Here is a 16898-nt window from a genome sequence, read left to right as displayed (position 1 = left end):
TGTTACCCAGAGTTCAGGTGACTTAGTCTCGGTATATTTTTGTTAGGTCTTTATAGTGATCAATTCGTCGGTCACGCAAGAACGGCCAGATACGTCTTACGTTTTCTGAGCGTTTTTGATCAATTTCTACTACTAAAATTTGCTCATCAGTATTATTAGCCTCTGCTAATAATTCACCTTGTGGGCCTGCAATGAACGAATTGCCCCAAAACGCAATACCATCGCTTTGCGCGCTTGGGTCACTTTCATGGCCAACGCGGTTACAGCTAATTACCGGTACACCGTTGGCAACCGCATGAGCACGCTGGCTAATAACCCACGCATCTTTTTGACGGGTTTGCTCAGCAATGTCGTCGTTAGGATCCCAACCAATAGCGGTTGGGTAAATTAATATCTCAGCGCCAGCCATTGCCATTAAACGTGCCGCTTCAGGAAACCATTGATCCCAACATACTAGCACGCCTAATTTACCGACCGAGGTTTGAATAGGCTCAAAACCGATATCACCTGGGGTAAAGTAAAATTTTTCGTAAAAACCAGGGTCATCAGGAATATGCATTTTGCGGTATTTACCCGCAATGCTGCCGTCTTGCTCTAATACAACTGCGGTGTTGTGATAAAGGCCCGTTGCACGTTTTTCAAATAAAGAAGCGACAATTACAATACTTAGCTCTTTAGCAAGCTCACCTAAGGCATTACTGCTAGGACCTGGAATAGTTTCGGCTAAATCAAATACGTCAACATTTTCGGTTTGGCAAAAATAGAGGCTTCGGTGTAGCTCTTGAAGTACAACCAGTTTTGCACCTTTTTGAGCGGCTTCACGAATGGCATTCATTGATTTTGCTATATTGTGCTGAGCGTTATCGGTATTGCTTTGTTGCACTAACGCAACGGTTAACTTTGCAGGGCTTGTCATTGTGCTGCTCCAGCTAAAAATCCACGAGGTAATTGCATTGTAATACAGTGCAGGCTGCCAAATTGCTCAATAATAGGTTGGCAATTTACGCCAATAATAATGTGCTCAGGGTATGCTTTTTGAACTTGAGCAAGAGCACGTTCATCATTGGCATCATTATACGTTGGCACAAGTACCGCATTATTAATAATTAAGTAGTTAGCGTAGGTAGCCGGTAAACGTGTTTGCTCATCGTCATAAGAGGCTTTTGGCCACGGTAACTCAATTAAGTTATATGGGGTGTTATCGGCCGTTTTAAAGGTTTGCAGTTGTTTTTCCATTGCATCAAGTGCGCTAAAGTGTTCATCAGTTTTATCATCGCACTGCACATAGACAAGGGTATTATTTGGTGCAAAACGCACGAGCGTATCAATGTGGCTGTCGGTGTCATCGCCCGCTAAATAGCCATGATCAACCCATAAAAAACGTGTCGCGCCCAAGTGCTCTTTTAAAAGTGCTTCAATATCACTTGGGTTTAAATCTGGGTTACGGTTTTTATTGAGCAAACACTCACTGGTTGTTAGTAATACACCGTGTTCGTTTATCTCAATACCACCGCCTTCAAGTACCATATCGAGTGCTTGATATTGGTTTTTTGAACTACTTAATTCTTTTACCAATGTACGGTTTATTTGATTGTCTAATGTGCTTTCAAACTTATTGCCCCAACCATTAAAAGTAAAATCATATACTTTTAGTTGCCCTGGCGTATCAATAGCGCCACAAGTGAGCGGACCATGATCGCGTGCCCACGTATCATTGGTAGGCGTTACTACAAAATGAACACGATTTAGAGCGATATTAGCGCTATTTAGCAGTGCTGTAATATGCATTTTTAAGGCGCTGTCATGCGCCACAATAACAAGCTGTTGCTGCGTTGTTATGTGCTTAGCAAGTTCAGTATAAACAGGTTCTACACGTGCTAAGTTGTCGGCCCAATCGGTGTTTTTGTGAGGCCACGTGAGCATAACGGCGTCTTGCTCGGCCCATTCTGGTAAAAGTCTAAAGTTCATGAATTTTATATACTAATTAAGATGACGCTAGTTTAGCATTTTACATAAAGATGTCAGCTAATTATCACTGTTTAGGTCGGCTTGGTTTGGTTCGGGTTCTTGGCGTTTTTTAAGCTGACGAGTCTGCGCATGTAAACTCGCTCTAACAATAAGCTCTTGATCGGTTGCTCTAATGGCAGTAAATAGCATGGTGTATTGATAATGCTCACTCTCTTGCTTTTCTATGGCAACCACTTCGGTGTAACAATAAACAGCCGAGGCTTCGTGATGTAAAAAGAGCTTAGTTCTAAATGCTTGACCAATAGGGTGTACATCTGGTGAGGTAAAACGGATACCGCCACCGCCGTAGCTATCACATTGTATAGCGTTATCTTGTGCTTGCTCTGAGGCTAAAATATGGCTCATTATTAAATCAATTTTACGTGACTGCGCCTGCAAAAAAGTAGCTAGCTCTTGTGCTATATCGCCTAAGTTACGCAGTGGGCGTAAAGAGCTTTGTTCAAGTTCACTGACTTCGTTAGCGAGTCTAAATAGTGGGGGTATGTCGTCTTCTAATTCAAGTTGCGATTGAGGCACTTCATCATTCGATACAGCGAATAGATTCACTCTTATACTTTCATTTATTTGAAAGTACTGCTCAAATTCACCTAATCTTTCACTATTCATTATCTTCTCCACCACGTATTTATTTAATAGTAGCGTTGTGAGTACTAAATTGCTAGCAGATAAAGTAACGCTTAACGAGCTAAATACTTTGTTTGCATTCAATTTTTTAACATACTGATTATGAAATAAATACGCTAAGACATATTTAGGGTTAGTTATAAAAAAGCGGCCAATATCATCCTGACATTGACCGCTTGGGTATTGATTTATTAGCGCATACTTATTTAAGTAGAGCGGCTAATTCATGTAAATCTTTCACAACGTGGTCAGGTTTTTTAGCTAATGGATAAAGGGCTTTGCCAGGGCGTGCAATGAACGTGGTTTGTAAGCCAGCTTCTTTTGCACCAGCAACATCCCAGCCGTGCGCTGCTATCATCATTGCTTCATTGGGTGCTACATTTAGCTTTTTAAGTACCCACTCATAAGCACGTAAGTCTGGTTTATAAATTTTAATATCTTCAATACTGTAACGTGCGTCAAAGTACGACATTAAACCAGCACTTTCAAACTGTGCCTTAACACCTTTGTTTGAAGAATTTGTAAGACTTACTAATTTATAGCCCTGAGCTCTTAGTTTCGCCAGTCCTTCTTTAACATCGCTATGGGGAGGAAGGGTCAAAAGTGGCGTAACAATGGCTGTTTTAGCTTGTTCACTGGTAATATCAATATTGTTGTTTTGGGCAACCATAAGTAGCGACGCTACCCCGATTTGTCCAAAGTCGTGATAGTTACCGCTTACTGTGTCTACCAGTGAATGGTGTAGCATGGTAGAGAACCACAGTGGTAATAAATCTTCACGTCCGCCTAGTGCTTTACCTATTGATGTACGCATTGACGTCAAATCAAGTAGGGTTTCGTTTACATCAAAAATAAGCACTTTAGGCTTTGCTGGTGCTTGCTGAGCAACCGCATAACCAGAGATAAGGCTTGTACCAACAAGAAGTGAAAGCGTAAGCGTTTTTAACGACTTTAAAATAGACATTAATTGTTCTCCAACTCAAGTGCTGCCATAACATCAATAGGTTCTGCACGTAATGTGTAATCTTCATTTAAAAAGGCATAAGTAATAATACCCGCTTGATTAATTACATAAGTGGCAGGTAGCGGCAATTTAAAGCTTTTATCGCCATAGTAGTGTTCAAAATCAATGCCAAACTCGGTATATAACCTTTGAATACGCTCATCGAGTGTAAACAACAAACCAAATTGCTCAGCTACTTCATTACTAACATCTGAAAGTACATCAAATTCGAGATCGTTTTTTTGAGCCGTAGAGAGAGTTTCATCAGGCAACTGTGGTGATATAGCCACTAATTGAGCGCTTTGAGTTTTAAATTGCGGTAAGTAATCGTTAAGTGCCTTTAGCTCTAAATTACAATACGGACACCAACCACCTCGATAAAAGCTAATAATGACAGGGCCTTTTTGTAGTAAATCCGCAAGTTTAACGTTTTCGCCTTTATGATTTACTAAGCTGAAGTTCTCTACTTTTTGGCCAGTTTGCAACGCATTGTCTTTAATATGCTGTGCTATAAGCTCTTCGTTTGTGGTGTTCATTAATGCCAAAATATCAGCCGGTAATTTGGCCTCTTTTTGGATGTTGTAGGCATCTATTTGCGCTTTTAAACTCATGATTGAACCTCAATAATTAAACTGTATGACAGTATAGTGTTTTAGTTATTTAAATAAACATTGCAAAAGTGAAAGCTTCATTCGAAAATATTAAACATTGAAAAATGCTCAATGGCACCTTTATGTATAACTTAAGTGATTTAGAAACATTTATAGCTGTGGTTGAAAACAAAGGGGTACTTGCTGCTGCGCGCGAGCAACGTTTATCACCTGCAACGGTAAGCCATCGCTTGAGTAAATTAGAGCGCGAACTTGCTACCGTGCTTGTTTTTAGAGATAGCCGACGAATACGATTATCTCCCGCAGGAGAAATATTTTACACCCGAGTTGGCGCCATAATAGAAGCACTGCAGGACGCAGAGCATAGTATCGGTGCACGAAGTTCATCAGTGAGCGGTTTATTACGCGTGACTATGCCACCTTGGGTTTTTTCAAAATATGTAATGCCTAAACTTAATGAGTTAGAGCAGGCTTATCCTGAGCTAAAACTTGATTTTTTAATAACCGATCATTTTGTAAATGTGGTTGATGACGCGCAAGACGTGGCGATTCGGGTAGGGCAGTTAAATGACTCAGGATTGCTGTCGCGAAAAATAGTAAATAATAGCCGAATACTTTGCGCAGCGCCGAGTTATATAGAAAAACACGGTATGCCTAAAAATTTAATGCAGTTGAGCGAACATTATTGGGTGTGTTTGCCGTGGCAACGGCAATTAAAACTGTTTGACGAACACAAAAAAATACATACTTTTAATGCTAAAACTCGTTTTACTATTTCAAACTCAGACAACATGACTCAAGCTGCTATTGCAGGACATGGCATTGCAATTAAATCAAAAATAGCCATTAGCGAGGAGCTTAAAAATGGCACTTTAGTTGAAATAATGGCGGGTGTGATGGCGCAAAGTGACGCGCCAGTGTGGTTTTTACGGCCGCAAAATAGTTTAACCACTCGCAAAACCGATGTATTTTATGATTTTATGAAATCGCTATTTTTAAGCTGTAAATAATCGCAGGTACGCGCGTTTTATTCCTGTTAAAACTAGATAACCACTAAGCTCTGCGAGTAGGGCTATAATAATGGCTGCAATTACAGCGGCTGTAATTGAGTCCTGCTTTAAAATAATTTGTCCTTCAAAACGCTGCCATACTTGTTGTTTTATATCACTTAAATTACTGGTGAGTGTAAATAAATAGGGCGACTTTGAAAATGCATTAACGGCAGTTTGCAATGTTTGCTGGCGAGTATTGAGTGTATCAATATTGTTTGCACCTTTACCGACAATATCATCATCTAAATTTTGATAGTGCTTGATTAGTTTCTCTAAGTCATTGTTAAAGTACTGTGCGGCATCATTTTTAAATGGTGCAATTGCTTTATTGGCTTCAATGAGTTGTGCATTTAGGGCCTGTCCAAAGTCGCTTACAAATGCAGGAATTTGCACACCTAAAAGCAAGCCGCAGGCAAAAAAGCTTAATCGAATATAATCTAAAAATTTACTCATTTATCTTTCTATCCATATAAATAACCCAAAGTTAACATTTTGCTTGTTTTTATGCTCAAAACTCGTAATCTACTAGTAATAAAAATAACAACAGGTGGATGTTAAGGATGACGAAAAAAGTAACGTTTACGTCAACATTTGTTGATATTTCAAGTCAACTTAAGCGTTTTGTTTCTCGTATAGTTCAGCCCGATGACGTAGAAGACATTGTGCAAGAAACGTTTATAAAAAGCTACGAAGCCGATTTAAAACAAGATATTCAATTTACCCGCAGTTACATGCTTAAAACAGCAAAGCATTTAGCACTTAATCATATTGCTAAGTGGGATAACAAATTTAACGAATCTTTAGAGCAAAACAGCGAATTGCCCATGTTGCTTAAATCAATGCAGCTTGAGGATGAATACACCTCTAAAGAGCGCTTTTTACTTTTTTGTAGAGCCACAGAACAGCTTAGTGCCTCGATTCGTAAATGCTTTATATTAAAAAAAGTATACGGTATGAGCCAAAAAGAAATAGCAGAAAACATGCAGCTAAGCCAAAGTACGGTGGAAAAGCATATAGCAAAGGGATTATTACAAACCCTATTGTATATGCGAGAGCATGACCAAAATATTAATTCACAAAACAACACTACGCCAGCTTCATTGCAACCGTTGTCAACACAGAGAGTTGCAAAATGAGCAATGTGCATCCATTTACTTCAAAAAACGTAATTTTAGAAAAAGCCTGTACATGGGTAAGTGCTATTGATCGTGGGCTTAGCAATGAAGAAAAAGAACAATTTAAGCTGTGGATGCTGCAAAGTGTCGCGCATCAAGACGCAGTATACGAAATTGCCCAATTGTGGGATGAACTTTCTGTGTTAAATGAATTAAGTATTTTATTCCCTCAACACAACAGTGCTAACCACTCTAAAAGCAAGTGGGTTGTTCCATATTCTATTGCGGCAAGTTTATTTGCAGCGTTAATGGTTTGCAGCTATTTATTGGTTAATTTAGAAAATGACTTTGATAAAGAGTTAGCTAAAGTCAATTACACTAAAATTTATCAAACTAAAGTGGGCGAACAAGCAACCTATGTCTTACCCGATGGGACTATTGTGCAGTTAAATACGAACAGTATGTTAGAAGTTGCTTATAGCAAAGGGCGCAGGCAATTATTACTCAATAAGGGGGAAGGGCGTTTTAACGTGGCAAAAGATGTATCGCGTCCATTTAGTGTTATGGCGGGTGATAAGAGCTTTACTGCGTTAGGCACGGTATTTAATGTACAACGCAATACTTCATCAGATTTAGAGCTCGTGGTTACCGAAGGCAAAGTGATGATCACCGATCCAAGTGTCGCGGTTGATGCTAACGACTTTAAAGCGTACCAACTTGCTGACAACAGCACACAAAAAATTCGTCAAATTAATGCTAATATTGTTACTTCTGGCGAAAAAGCGGTTATTGAACAAAGTATAACAAAACCAATAACGCAGCTTTCTGTAGATGATGTACAACGTGACTTAGCATGGCAAAATGGGATGTTAATTTTTAACGGGGAGCAATTAGGTGACGCTTTAAACGAGGTGAGTCGCTATACTGCTACGCGCTTTGAATTATCGTCTGCAGAGCTTGCTAAAATTAAAGTGGCAGGCGTATTTAGAGCTGGCGACGTAGCCGGCTTACTTGAGAGCTTACAAACTAACTTTTCAATTGACCATGAACGTTTAGGCGAGCATGTGGTAAGTCTTAAATACCAGACAAAATCATAAGTAGCAGCTATGCAAATCAAACATATGTTAGATAAAGTTGCATCTATAGAGATCACACGTAAAAAAAATATTAAAAAAAAGAAACAAAGCCATAGAGGATTTTTGTTTGTCAGTTGTTTATATAAGTTGCGCAGTAACCATACGCATTTATTGGGTGGTTTAAGTGTGCTTGCCCCCGCGATTTTTAGTATCAGTGTGCAAGCCACAACTCAAACCACTGGGCAAATGGTGCAATTTGATATAAAAGCGCAGCGAGCAGACAAAGCCTTAATTGAATTTGCTAAGCAAACCGAGCAAACCGTGGTGTTTTCTTATGAGTTGGCAAAGCAATATGATGCAAATTCAGTATATGGATTTTATACCCAGCTAGATGCATTAGCAGCATTGCTAGGTGGAACTGAGCTCGATGCGGTTGTTGATCAAAATGGATTACTGAGTATAAAACTCAAACAAATCAACAGGAATGATAACAACATGATGAAGCTTTCAGCGGTCAGTGCAGCCATATTACCCGCGTTACTTGCGGTAAATTCACAAGGTGTCAATGCAGCACAAGAAGTTGCTCAAGAAAAAATTGAAAAAATTGCTATTGTCGGTAGCCGCGTAGCAGGGCGTTCAGTTGAAGATTTACCCGTTCCAGTAGATATTTTAAGTGCTGAAGCGCTTGAAAACACAGGCCAAACCGAAGTTGGCCGTATGTTACAGTCTATTGCCCCTTCATTTAACTTTTCAAGCTCGTCAATTAGTGATGGTACCGATGCATTAAGACCTGCCACACTGCGTGGTTTGGGTCCAGATCAAACACTCGTGTTGATCAACGGTAAACGTCGCCACCAAGCAAGTATTATTCATATCAATACATCAGTAGGACGTGGTACTGCGGGGACTGATATGAATGCAATTCCAGCCTCTGCTATTAAACGCATTGAAGTACTGCGTGATGGCGCTGCGGCTCAATATGGCTCTGATGCAATTGCCGGTGTTATTAATATTGTTCTTAAAGATGGTAGCGAAGGCGGTAAAGCGGCTATCAATTATGGTCAGTATTCAGAAGGTGATGGCGAAACGATTAATGTTGATTTTAATAAAGGCTTTGCGCTTGGCGATGACGGTTATTTAAATGCAACAATTAATTACCGCGACCGTTCGCCCACTAATCGTGCTGGTTTACATGGCTCTTGCCAATTCTACGGTTGTACAGAGCTAAGTGACGGTACTTTATTGGCTGGTGATCCGCGTGAAGTGAGCGCAGACAGAGATACATTTAGAATTGGTGATGCCGACTCTCAACAGTTTGGTTTAACAATTAATACAGGTTATGAGTTAGGTGATGGCGAGCTTTATGGTTTTATTACTTACTCGACGCGTGATAACGAATCGGCTGCGTTTTTCCGTCATAATGCAAATGCGGGTGGTAACCCAGTACTACAAGATAACGATGCGACAATTCCGTTAGGTTTCTTACCAAAAATAAACACCACTATCGATGATATTTCCTATAACTTTGGTTACAAAACACAATTTGATAATGATGCAAGCCTAGACTTATCTTACACGTACGGTGAAAACAGTATTGATTACACAACAAGTGACACAATCAATGCTTCATACGCTAACTTTTTACGTTATGACCAAGGGTTAAGTGCTGCAGATATTCGTACAACAATCCCTCGTGAAGCATATGCCTATGGTATGGAATTATCACTGCAAACCATCAATCTTGATTTTACGCAAAACTTTGATGATTACTCTTTAGCGATGGGTGCTGAAATTCGAACTGACGAATACCGTATTTTAGAAGGTAATGAATACGCATACCGCGATTACGATACAAATAACGGGGTAAGTATTTACGACGGGTTAAGTGGTGGTGTAGGGAGCGAAAACGCATCTGGCGGCACGCAAGGTTTTGGTGGTTCATCTCCCGCTTCATCTGTTGATGAGTCGCGTGATGTCATTTCATTCTACATAGACGCTGAGGCATATGTAATAGACGATGTCATTTTATCGGGCGCACTTCGCTACGATAACTACAAAGGCTTTGGTGATACTGTTAACTTTAAACTAGCGGGTAACTGGTCAGTTACTGAGGATATTTCATTACGCGGTGCATTAAGCTCAGGCTTTAGAGCCCCGTCTATGCAACAGTTATACTTTAATAATATTAGCACGCAGTTTGTTGTCGGTCCAAATGGTACATTGGTTGCTGAAGAAGTGGGGACATTCAGAAATGATTCAACACTTGCGCAAAGTTTAGGTATTCCAAAACTGACAGAAGAAAAATCTCAAAATCGCAGTTTAGGTATTGTGTATAACGTAACAGATAACATTAACGTGACGGTTGATTACTACTCGATAGATATTGACGATCGTATTGTTATCAGTAATCGTCTAGGCAAAGGGCTTTCTTCTAGCTTAGATGCCGCACTAGTTAGCTCTGGTGCAGGTGCGGGTCAGTTTTTCTTAAATGGTGCTGATACTGAAACGCGTGGTATCGATTTTGTAGCAACATGGAATACAGAAGGTTTAGGCGGCACACTTGATTTTACACTTGCTGCTAACTTTACTAAAACTGACGTTGTGTCGTTATTTACACCAGCAGGTTCAGGTTTAGAAACTGTGCCGGTTGAAGATGTATTCTCAGATCAAGAAATTTCAATCATCGAAGAATGGCAACCAGAGGATCGTATTAACTTAAGTGCGCTTTATCAACGCGATGACTGGACGGTTAATTTATCGCTTAATCGCTTTGGTGAATACACGGTTGAAGATGGCGGCAGTCAAACGTATTCAGCAGAAATTTTGACTGATATTAAAGTGAATTACTTTGTTACAGAAGACCTATCTGTCAACATTGGTGCTAACAATTTGTTTGATGTCTATCCTGACAAAAACAAAATTGGTAATTCACGCTCAGGCACCATTGTCGATGCAAATGGTAATACTATTGTAAGTAGCCCTGGTGTATTTGAGTACTCACGCCGTTCAGCGCCATTTGGCTTTAATGGTGCTTATTACTATATCGGCGCAGAATACCGTTTTTAATAAATAACTCTCCCTTTGTTATTTAACAACCTAAGGGCCGAAAGGCCCTTTTTTTGCTTTGATCTGTCATAAAAATTTCACTGTTTTTTCAAGTTAAAATCTTCAATACTGTCTGGACTAGACCAGATTGAGTGGAATAACTATGAATGATTATTTATTACTAACCCCAGGGCCGCTAAGTACTTCTGATACAGTAAAAAAAGCGATGCTAAAGGATTGGTGTACATGGGACGATGAATATAACCAAGGTGTAGTTCAGGCAATTAGAGCTAAGTTGGTGGCACTTGCTACGGCACATCCAGGTTACACCAGTGTGCTAATGCAAGGCAGCGGAACAGCGAGTGTAGAGTCTGCTCTTGGTAGCTTAATAAAAAGCAGTGATAAATTGTTGGTTATTAATAATGGGGCATATGGTGAGCGAATAGGCGAGATTGCTGCCTATTTGAATATTAACACACACATTATCAATTACACCGAAACCCAACTACCGAATGTAGCTGATATTGAAGCTGTTTTACTAAACGACTCTGACATTACGCATATAGCAATGGTTCACTGCGAAACAACCACGGGTATGTTAAATCCAGCCGAAGCTGTGGGGCAGTTGGCCAAAACGTATAACAAGGTGTTTGTTTTAGATGCAATGAGCAGTTTTGGCGGGATCCCTTTCGATTTGGCTGATTGGCATGTTGATGTGATGATTAGCTCGGCAAATAAATGTATTCAAGGTGTACCAGGTTTTGGTTTTGTGATTTGCAAACACCATCTTATAGCGCAAAGCGAAGGCGTTTCACGTTCCCTTTCTTTAGATCTCTTTGCACAGTGGCACTGTATGGAGAAAAACAATGGTAAGTGGCGTTTTACTTCACCAACTCATGTCGTACGGGCTTTTTATCAGGCATTAGTCGAACTTGAAGAAGAGGGAGGGATCACGGAGCGTTATAAACGTTACAAGGAAAACCAGCATATTCTTGTCACGGGAATGAAAAAGCTTGGTTTTTCTCCTTTATTAAATACGTCAGTGCATTCACCGATTATTACCTCGTTTTTATCACCAACAGGACAGGATTACGACTTTAAAACGTTTTATAATGCACTAAAAAACCAAGGGTTTGTGATTTATCCGGGTAAAGTGTCGGATGCGGATTGCTTTCGTATTGGTAACATTGGCCACGTATTTGCAGCTGATATGAATCGCTTGCTTGACGCCGTAGCAAGTAATCTTTATTGGCAAGATACAGTATAAATTGAGCAATAAAAGCGATACTAGAAGTATCGCTTTTATTGGCCTTCGACAATCATTTCAATCGCATTGTGTAACCAATATTCAATATTATGATCAACCAATTTTTGTTGCTCATCAAAACGTTGACGCACTACTTTTAAGCATGGTGTACCACTGTTTTTTTCAAGCATCTCGCAGACATCGTCAGGAAGCACCGTTACGCAAATAATGCTCTGTTCTTTTACTACATTTGTTGCATATTGTTTGGCCATGATCTCGGTAATTGAGCTATTTAACGAATGCTTATTAAGACCGTCAAAGCGCTGTGCATCACAAAAAATGTCTTCAAACATAACTGCACGATTGTCCAAGCTACGCACACGCTGTAGATGATATAGACTCTGTGCGCTAAAGATATCGGTAAAATTAATGTTATCAATTTTGTTCACACTCACTAAACGTGTTTGTGCTGTGAAGCCTTGCTGCTTAGCAAGTTCGTAGAAGTTAACTTTTGTTGCGGGATGCCATTTTAGTTTATGTGGAGTGACAAACCAGCCTTTTCGTTTTTGACTATAAATTAATCCTTCTGCTTCTAATCGGATCAATGCTTCACGCACAGTAATACGTGTAGAATTGAAGTGCTCTTGTAAAGCCCGCTCTGAGGGCAGCTTACTGCCCGTAGCAATTTCGTCTTGCTGGAGTAGGGTGAGGATATAATTGCGAATTTCTTGAAATAAAAGCATAGTTTTATGTTTACCGTTCATTGACTTGAGGTGTGAATAATTAGCCCATCTCAAACGACCACTGTTAACGCTTATAGCATTCAGTTTATATGATTAAATCAGTATGTTAATAAATATCTTAACCAAAATTTAGGTTAATTATTTGCCTGCTTAGTTTAGGGTCAGTTTATCTTTCGAGGTTAAATTTTTTGCGTATGCACTAACGTGCTTTAAGTGCAGCTCAATTTTTTGTAACCAGTATGACAGAGCTGATGTAACCATGTCTGGATCTTTACCTGCATCATCGAGATGACGTAATGTAAGTAAATCTTCAAAGTCAGGTTGGTTTTCAAAAACCTGTTGCTGATTTTTTGTTAATCCATTTCCTTGTTGCTGTAGTGTTTTGCGACTTGCGGTTGACAGTAAAGCACGATAGCACTTTGAAGTTGACACCAAATAACGCTTGGCCTGCACATGATATTGCACCATCCGGACCACTGCATGGCTAAAATTGTGAGCTTTTAAAAAATCAGCTCCAAGCTGGCTATGATGAATATAGCCTTGTTGATTCATATCTGATTTTTGCTGGTGCTGTGCAATTAAGTGGCCAATATCATGTAAAAATGCGGCAATCACAATATCATCCTTGTGACCTTGGCGTTGCGCTAATGAGGCACATTGTGCACCGTGAGCAAACTGCGAACAGGCTTCATCGTAGTGAATATTACCGTAAGTGAGATATAAAAAACTAATTTCTGCTACTGCTGAAGCAATGGCAGGAAAATTTTGTTTAGACATTGTATATTACCTGAGTGATTGCGTGTCAACTTTTGCTGCACTACCGCTGAGTTTAGCTAAGTAGCAGTCGATTTTATGCGGTTGCAAGTTTAAATCTTCAGCCAACTCTTTACGGCGAATAGCATTACGCACAATATAGGCGCCAGCGGTACGAATAGGCTCTATTGGGAATTGCTTAAGCGGCTGATTTACTAATCCGCAGTGTTGCCATTGTGGATTATTATTAAGCACCATAGCTGAGAGTATTTTTGCGCCTAAATAAGACTGAACAATACCATTACCAGAATAACCACCTGCATAAAGCACGTGCGGATGTGCGTTTAAATGCCCGAAAAAAGGAAAGCCAGTGGCACTTCTGTCAGATGGCCCAGTCCATGTGCGTTCGATAGGCAGTTCATGCCCTTTGAAAAAATGAGCCAATGAGCTATTAAGTAATTTTTTATAGTGACTTGGTTGGTCAAATTTGGGGTGTACTTTATTACCATAACTGAAAAAATTTCCACCTTTGCCAAGCATTAAACGCCCATCTGAGGTGCTGCGGTAATAGTTAACAAAAGTGCGAGAATCAATAATTGCACTACCATGGTTTAACTTGAGCTGCTCGAGCACATCAGGTATTGGTTTGGTGATGATCATGTCACTTGAAACCAAGACGACTGAGCGGGAAAACTGGCTTTGTAAAGTGGGTAGCCACGCATTAACAGCAAAGATAAGGGTATTACAAACTAATGCCCCTTGATTGGTGGTGACATTTATTGGCTCATGCCCATGGTGCTGTTTATAACGACAATGCTCAATAACATCAACCCCCATTTGTTGGGCAACACGCTTAAGCCCTCTGACTAATTTTGCTGGTTGGATACTGCCGCCATGAGCAGAAAAATGAGCATGCAAATTTTGTTTTGAGCCTGTTTGTAATAGTTGCTCAGCAGTGCACTTTTGCCAAGAGTTGAGTTTAAATTGATCTAAACAATTCAAAGCGTTATCAAGCAAGCCCAGTTGTGCACGGTTAGAGGCGGTATAAAAACATCCGTCAATTCTGCAGTCACAGTCAATACCTTGTTCTTTTGTGAATGCGCTTATTTCATGCACGGCTAGTTCAGATTGCTTAACTAAAAATAGCGCGTTATCTAAACCAACGAGCTTAATTAGGCTAGGAAGCTTTGTTGACCAGGTTAGCATTGCGCCGCCATTTCGCCCAGATGCGCCTTGGCCGCATAATCCTTGCTCAATAATGGTTACTTTTTTTGTAGGGTGTTGTTGTTTAATATTAATTGCAGTCCAAAGGCCGGTGAACCCGCCACCAATAATGCACACATCAGTGTGGTGCCCTTGGGATAATAAATGAAAAGGCGCAGCGGCCTCCTCATTTATAGCGCTATCAAACCAAAAAGGTTGATATGTCATTAAGGGCGCTCTCCACGTGCAAGTCTTGCTTCAATTTGCATAAGAATAGGCTCAATATCAGCGAGTGAATCAATCACGTAATGTGCGCCACTGTAATAAAGTTGTTGGTAGGCTGTACGAGTAAGTTCATCTTGTTCGGTTTGTGAACATGCTTGCCATTGTGACTCTGTTAGGCCCACTGCATTGCCTGTTAATGCAACGCCGACTGTCCACATTCCGGCGTTTAAGCCTTCTGCAAGACCAGGTGCTGAGTCGTCGACTTTAACGCAATGTGCGACATTGCTGATCCCCAATACATTTACATTTTCAAGGGCCATCCAAGGACCAGGGCGAGATCCCGCTGATAATTCATCGCTGCCCACGCTGTGATCGGGTTTATAACCATATTCAGCCGCCGCAACTTCTAATATATCCATAACTTGGCGAGGATAACCTGAGCAACTGCCTATTTTCAAACCTTGTTGCTTTAAGCGATTTAACACCGGTAATACCCCTGCAATTGGCATTGCTCGCTCAGCGACTTTGGCTTTTTGTAATGGCATAAAAGTCTCGTAAATATGATCAATTTGGTCATTACTCATAGGCGCACCAAACTGTGTTTGCCAACGCGCTTTAATATCGGCAAGTGATCCTAATGTTGCGATGTGATCCCATTTACCCATACCCATTGGAATGCGCGCTTCTTGTAAACTGATTTCGAAATTAAACGCGGTTTTAAATGCTTCAACAAAAATGGTGGTTGGAGCAACTGAGCCATGATCAACAACCGTGCCGGCCCAATCTAAAATGAGTGCTTCTAACTTTGTCATAATGTTCCTTAAATATTTATAGAGGCCAATGTTGGCGAAGGTGTTTTTTGTGTAGATAAACGAATTGAAAAGTAACTTAACGAGCACAGAACTAAAAACCCAGCCACAGTGCCGACCCAATAACTGGCCGTAATAAAGAAGTTCAGCCAACTGATTTCAGGCATTACAAAGGTGCGATAGAGTAAAATGCCCACAGAGCCTAAATAGCCAGCAGAGTCGGCTAGATATATTAAAAACCCTGCGTTAGCTGTTGAACCAACGGCCGAAATCATTCGATCAAATAAGAAGCAGTTATAGGGAATGTAGCTAATATAAAGGCCTGCACCGAGTAACACCATCCAGGCTTTGGCGCTAAGTAATTGACTTTCAAAAGCCAAAGTGCTGCTTATAAGTAAGCAAGCGCCAAATAATATAAATGCATGATTAACGTAAAATGCGGTTTTATTATTTTTCACCAGTACCATTGCGCCCAAAGCGATTAGTACGATGAGTGCCATACGGATCCCCGCATAAGCAAAAATAGCAGGCTCTTGCCCGTACCCCAGTGCTTGCCATATTTCTGCTGCAAAGTTGTCACGAAAATCACGAAAGCCTGTAAAGAGTAAAAAGCTCAATATCAAAGCGCTGATACCAAACCAATAACGTTTAAAAAACTGCCAGCGTGCTTTGGCATCCATAGGTAAGCGCTGTTGACGGGCTTGCTGATCTGCCAAGGTTGGATCGGGTAATAATGTTAAACATTTAACACTCAGTAATAGTATCGGCAAAAAAAGCGCGCCGGTTGCAGCAGGCATCCACAGTTCAGGCACATTTAAAGTATCAATTAGCCATTTGCCAACACTTCTGACTAAACCAGAGGCGAGAATAAAGGTAACACTGAGCACCGCACCAAGAATTTCAGAGGTGCGCCTGCCTTCTAAAAAACTAAACACAATTCCCCAAATCATGCCAAGCGATAAACCGTTAAAAAACAGCCAGACAATATTAAAACCAACCGGTGTGATGGCAAATAAAATCAGCGATAATTCGGCACCCGCGATCATGGCAATGATCGCTAGACCGCGTTGCTGGTGACGCATTTCTGCAATGACCTTAACGCCTATAAACTTAGCGCATAGATAGCCTAAAACTTGTGAAAGAATTAAAGCTATTTTAAAGCTGACTTGCCAGCTAGGATCGTCAAACTCGGTGTAACTATTTGCAGTAAAGGGCTTTCGAAAAGCGTACATACAAAAGTAAGTCATAAACGCAGAGCTGGCGGCGAATAAAACAAAGCCAATACCGTGAGCACGTTTTAGCCATTGTGGTTGAGTAAACATAAAGCAGTCCTTTGCGGGGCATAGCCCCGCACAACATAAAAGT

Annotated in this window: 16 protein-coding genes; 5 read left to right on the top strand and 11 right to left on the bottom strand. The window is 40.5% G+C overall.

Annotated elements, in window-relative coordinates:
• Positions 1 to 22 precede the first annotated feature (22 nt).
• The 5 genes from ACJJVZ_RS13410 to ACJJVZ_RS13390 all read right to left on the bottom strand — a co-directional run bounded on the left by ACJJVZ_RS13410 (position 23) and on the right by ACJJVZ_RS13390 (position 4266).
• A complete protein-coding gene (locus tag ACJJVZ_RS13410; RefSeq protein WP_405601170.1) occupies positions 23 to 916 on the bottom strand; it encodes a carbon-nitrogen hydrolase in 894 nt (297 codons plus the stop codon).
• The gene (locus tag ACJJVZ_RS13405; RefSeq protein ID WP_405601167.1) at positions 913 to 1968 is read right to left on the bottom strand and encodes an agmatine/peptidylarginine deiminase; all 1056 of its coding nucleotides are present in this window, start codon (positions 1966 to 1968) and stop codon (positions 913 to 915) included. Before ACJJVZ_RS13405 ends, ACJJVZ_RS13410 begins: the two co-directional genes overlap by 4 nt.
• 57 nt (positions 1969 to 2025) lie before the next feature.
• Positions 2026 to 2634 (bottom strand): PilZ domain-containing protein, encoded by a 609-nt coding sequence (locus ACJJVZ_RS13400; protein ID WP_138586393.1) that lies wholly within the window; start codon positions 2632 to 2634, stop codon positions 2026 to 2028.
• Between the two features lie 220 nt (positions 2635 to 2854).
• Positions 2855 to 3616 (bottom strand): haloacid dehalogenase type II, encoded by a 762-nt coding sequence (locus ACJJVZ_RS13395; RefSeq protein WP_405601165.1) that lies wholly within the window; start codon positions 3614 to 3616, stop codon positions 2855 to 2857.
• The gene (locus tag ACJJVZ_RS13390) at positions 3616 to 4266 is read right to left on the bottom strand and encodes a peroxiredoxin-like family protein (protein WP_405601163.1); all 651 of its coding nucleotides are present in this window, start codon (positions 4264 to 4266) and stop codon (positions 3616 to 3618) included. Before ACJJVZ_RS13390 ends, ACJJVZ_RS13395 begins: the two co-directional genes overlap by 1 nt.
• Positions 4267 to 4388: 122 nt before the next feature.
• Here ACJJVZ_RS13390 and ACJJVZ_RS13385 point away from each other — a divergent pair, with 122 nt between their 5' ends.
• Positions 4389 to 5276, top strand: a complete 888-nt coding sequence (locus tag ACJJVZ_RS13385) for a LysR family transcriptional regulator (RefSeq protein ID WP_405601161.1) — start codon at positions 4389 to 4391, stop codon at positions 5274 to 5276.
• Here the strand turns inward: ACJJVZ_RS13385 and ACJJVZ_RS13380 are convergent.
• Positions 5262 to 5771, bottom strand: a complete 510-nt coding sequence (locus ACJJVZ_RS13380) for a DUF2937 family protein (protein ID WP_405601159.1) — start codon at positions 5769 to 5771, stop codon at positions 5262 to 5264. The two genes, ACJJVZ_RS13385 and ACJJVZ_RS13380, sit on opposite strands and share 15 nt — an antisense overlap.
• A 107-nt stretch (positions 5772 to 5878) precedes the next feature.
• On the opposite strand from ACJJVZ_RS13380, the gene ACJJVZ_RS13375 reads away from it, so the two are divergent.
• From ACJJVZ_RS13375 to phnW, 4 genes are all read left to right on the top strand, one after another.
• Positions 5879 to 6454 (top strand): sigma-70 family RNA polymerase sigma factor, encoded by a 576-nt coding sequence (locus tag ACJJVZ_RS13375; RefSeq protein ID WP_138584893.1) that lies wholly within the window; start codon positions 5879 to 5881, stop codon positions 6452 to 6454.
• On the top strand, positions 6451 to 7530 hold the full coding sequence (locus ACJJVZ_RS13370) for a FecR family protein (RefSeq protein ID WP_405601157.1): 1080 nt from the start codon (positions 6451 to 6453) through the stop codon (positions 7528 to 7530). Before ACJJVZ_RS13375 ends, ACJJVZ_RS13370 begins: the two co-directional genes overlap by 4 nt.
• A gap of 9 nt (positions 7531 to 7539) precedes the next feature.
• Positions 7540 to 10575 (top strand): TonB-dependent siderophore receptor, encoded by a 3036-nt coding sequence (locus ACJJVZ_RS13365; protein ID WP_193155633.1) that lies wholly within the window; start codon positions 7540 to 7542, stop codon positions 10573 to 10575.
• 142 nt (positions 10576 to 10717) lie between these two features.
• Complete coding sequence (gene phnW / locus ACJJVZ_RS13360) at positions 10718 to 11821, top strand: 2-aminoethylphosphonate--pyruvate transaminase (RefSeq protein ID WP_405601153.1); 1104 nt, start codon at positions 10718 to 10720, stop codon at positions 11819 to 11821.
• 35 nt (positions 11822 to 11856) lie between these two features.
• Here the strand turns inward: phnW and ACJJVZ_RS13355 are convergent, their stop codons facing one another.
• The 5 genes from ACJJVZ_RS13355 to ACJJVZ_RS13335 all read right to left on the bottom strand — a co-directional run bounded on the left by ACJJVZ_RS13355 (position 11857) and on the right by ACJJVZ_RS13335 (position 16855).
• Positions 11857 to 12543, bottom strand: a complete 687-nt coding sequence (locus ACJJVZ_RS13355; protein WP_405601151.1) for a GntR family transcriptional regulator — start codon at positions 12541 to 12543, stop codon at positions 11857 to 11859.
• 150 nt (positions 12544 to 12693) lie between these two features.
• Complete coding sequence (locus ACJJVZ_RS13350; protein ID WP_405601148.1) at positions 12694 to 13320, bottom strand: HD domain-containing protein; 627 nt, start codon at positions 13318 to 13320, stop codon at positions 12694 to 12696.
• A 6-nt stretch (positions 13321 to 13326) separates the two neighbouring features.
• The gene (locus ACJJVZ_RS13345) at positions 13327 to 14727 is read right to left on the bottom strand and encodes an FAD-dependent oxidoreductase (RefSeq protein WP_405601146.1); all 1401 of its coding nucleotides are present in this window, start codon (positions 14725 to 14727) and stop codon (positions 13327 to 13329) included.
• Complete coding sequence (gene phnX / locus ACJJVZ_RS13340; RefSeq protein ID WP_405601143.1) at positions 14727 to 15536, bottom strand: phosphonoacetaldehyde hydrolase; 810 nt, start codon at positions 15534 to 15536, stop codon at positions 14727 to 14729. The genes ACJJVZ_RS13345 and phnX overlap by 1 nt, the downstream gene beginning before the upstream one ends.
• An 8-nt stretch (positions 15537 to 15544) precedes the next feature.
• On the bottom strand, positions 15545 to 16855 hold the full coding sequence (locus tag ACJJVZ_RS13335) for a DUF5690 family protein (RefSeq protein ID WP_405601141.1): 1311 nt from the start codon (positions 16853 to 16855) through the stop codon (positions 15545 to 15547).
• Positions 16856 to 16898 lie beyond the last annotated feature (43 nt).

Origin of the sequence: Pseudoalteromonas sp. Ld19 (assembly GCF_045064135.1) — a bacterium.
GTDB classification, from domain to species: domain Bacteria; phylum Pseudomonadota; class Gammaproteobacteria; order Enterobacterales; family Alteromonadaceae; genus Pseudoalteromonas; species Pseudoalteromonas aliena.
Note: the sequence above shows the minus strand (reverse complement) of the source record. Positions and strands in the feature narration are given on the sequence as shown.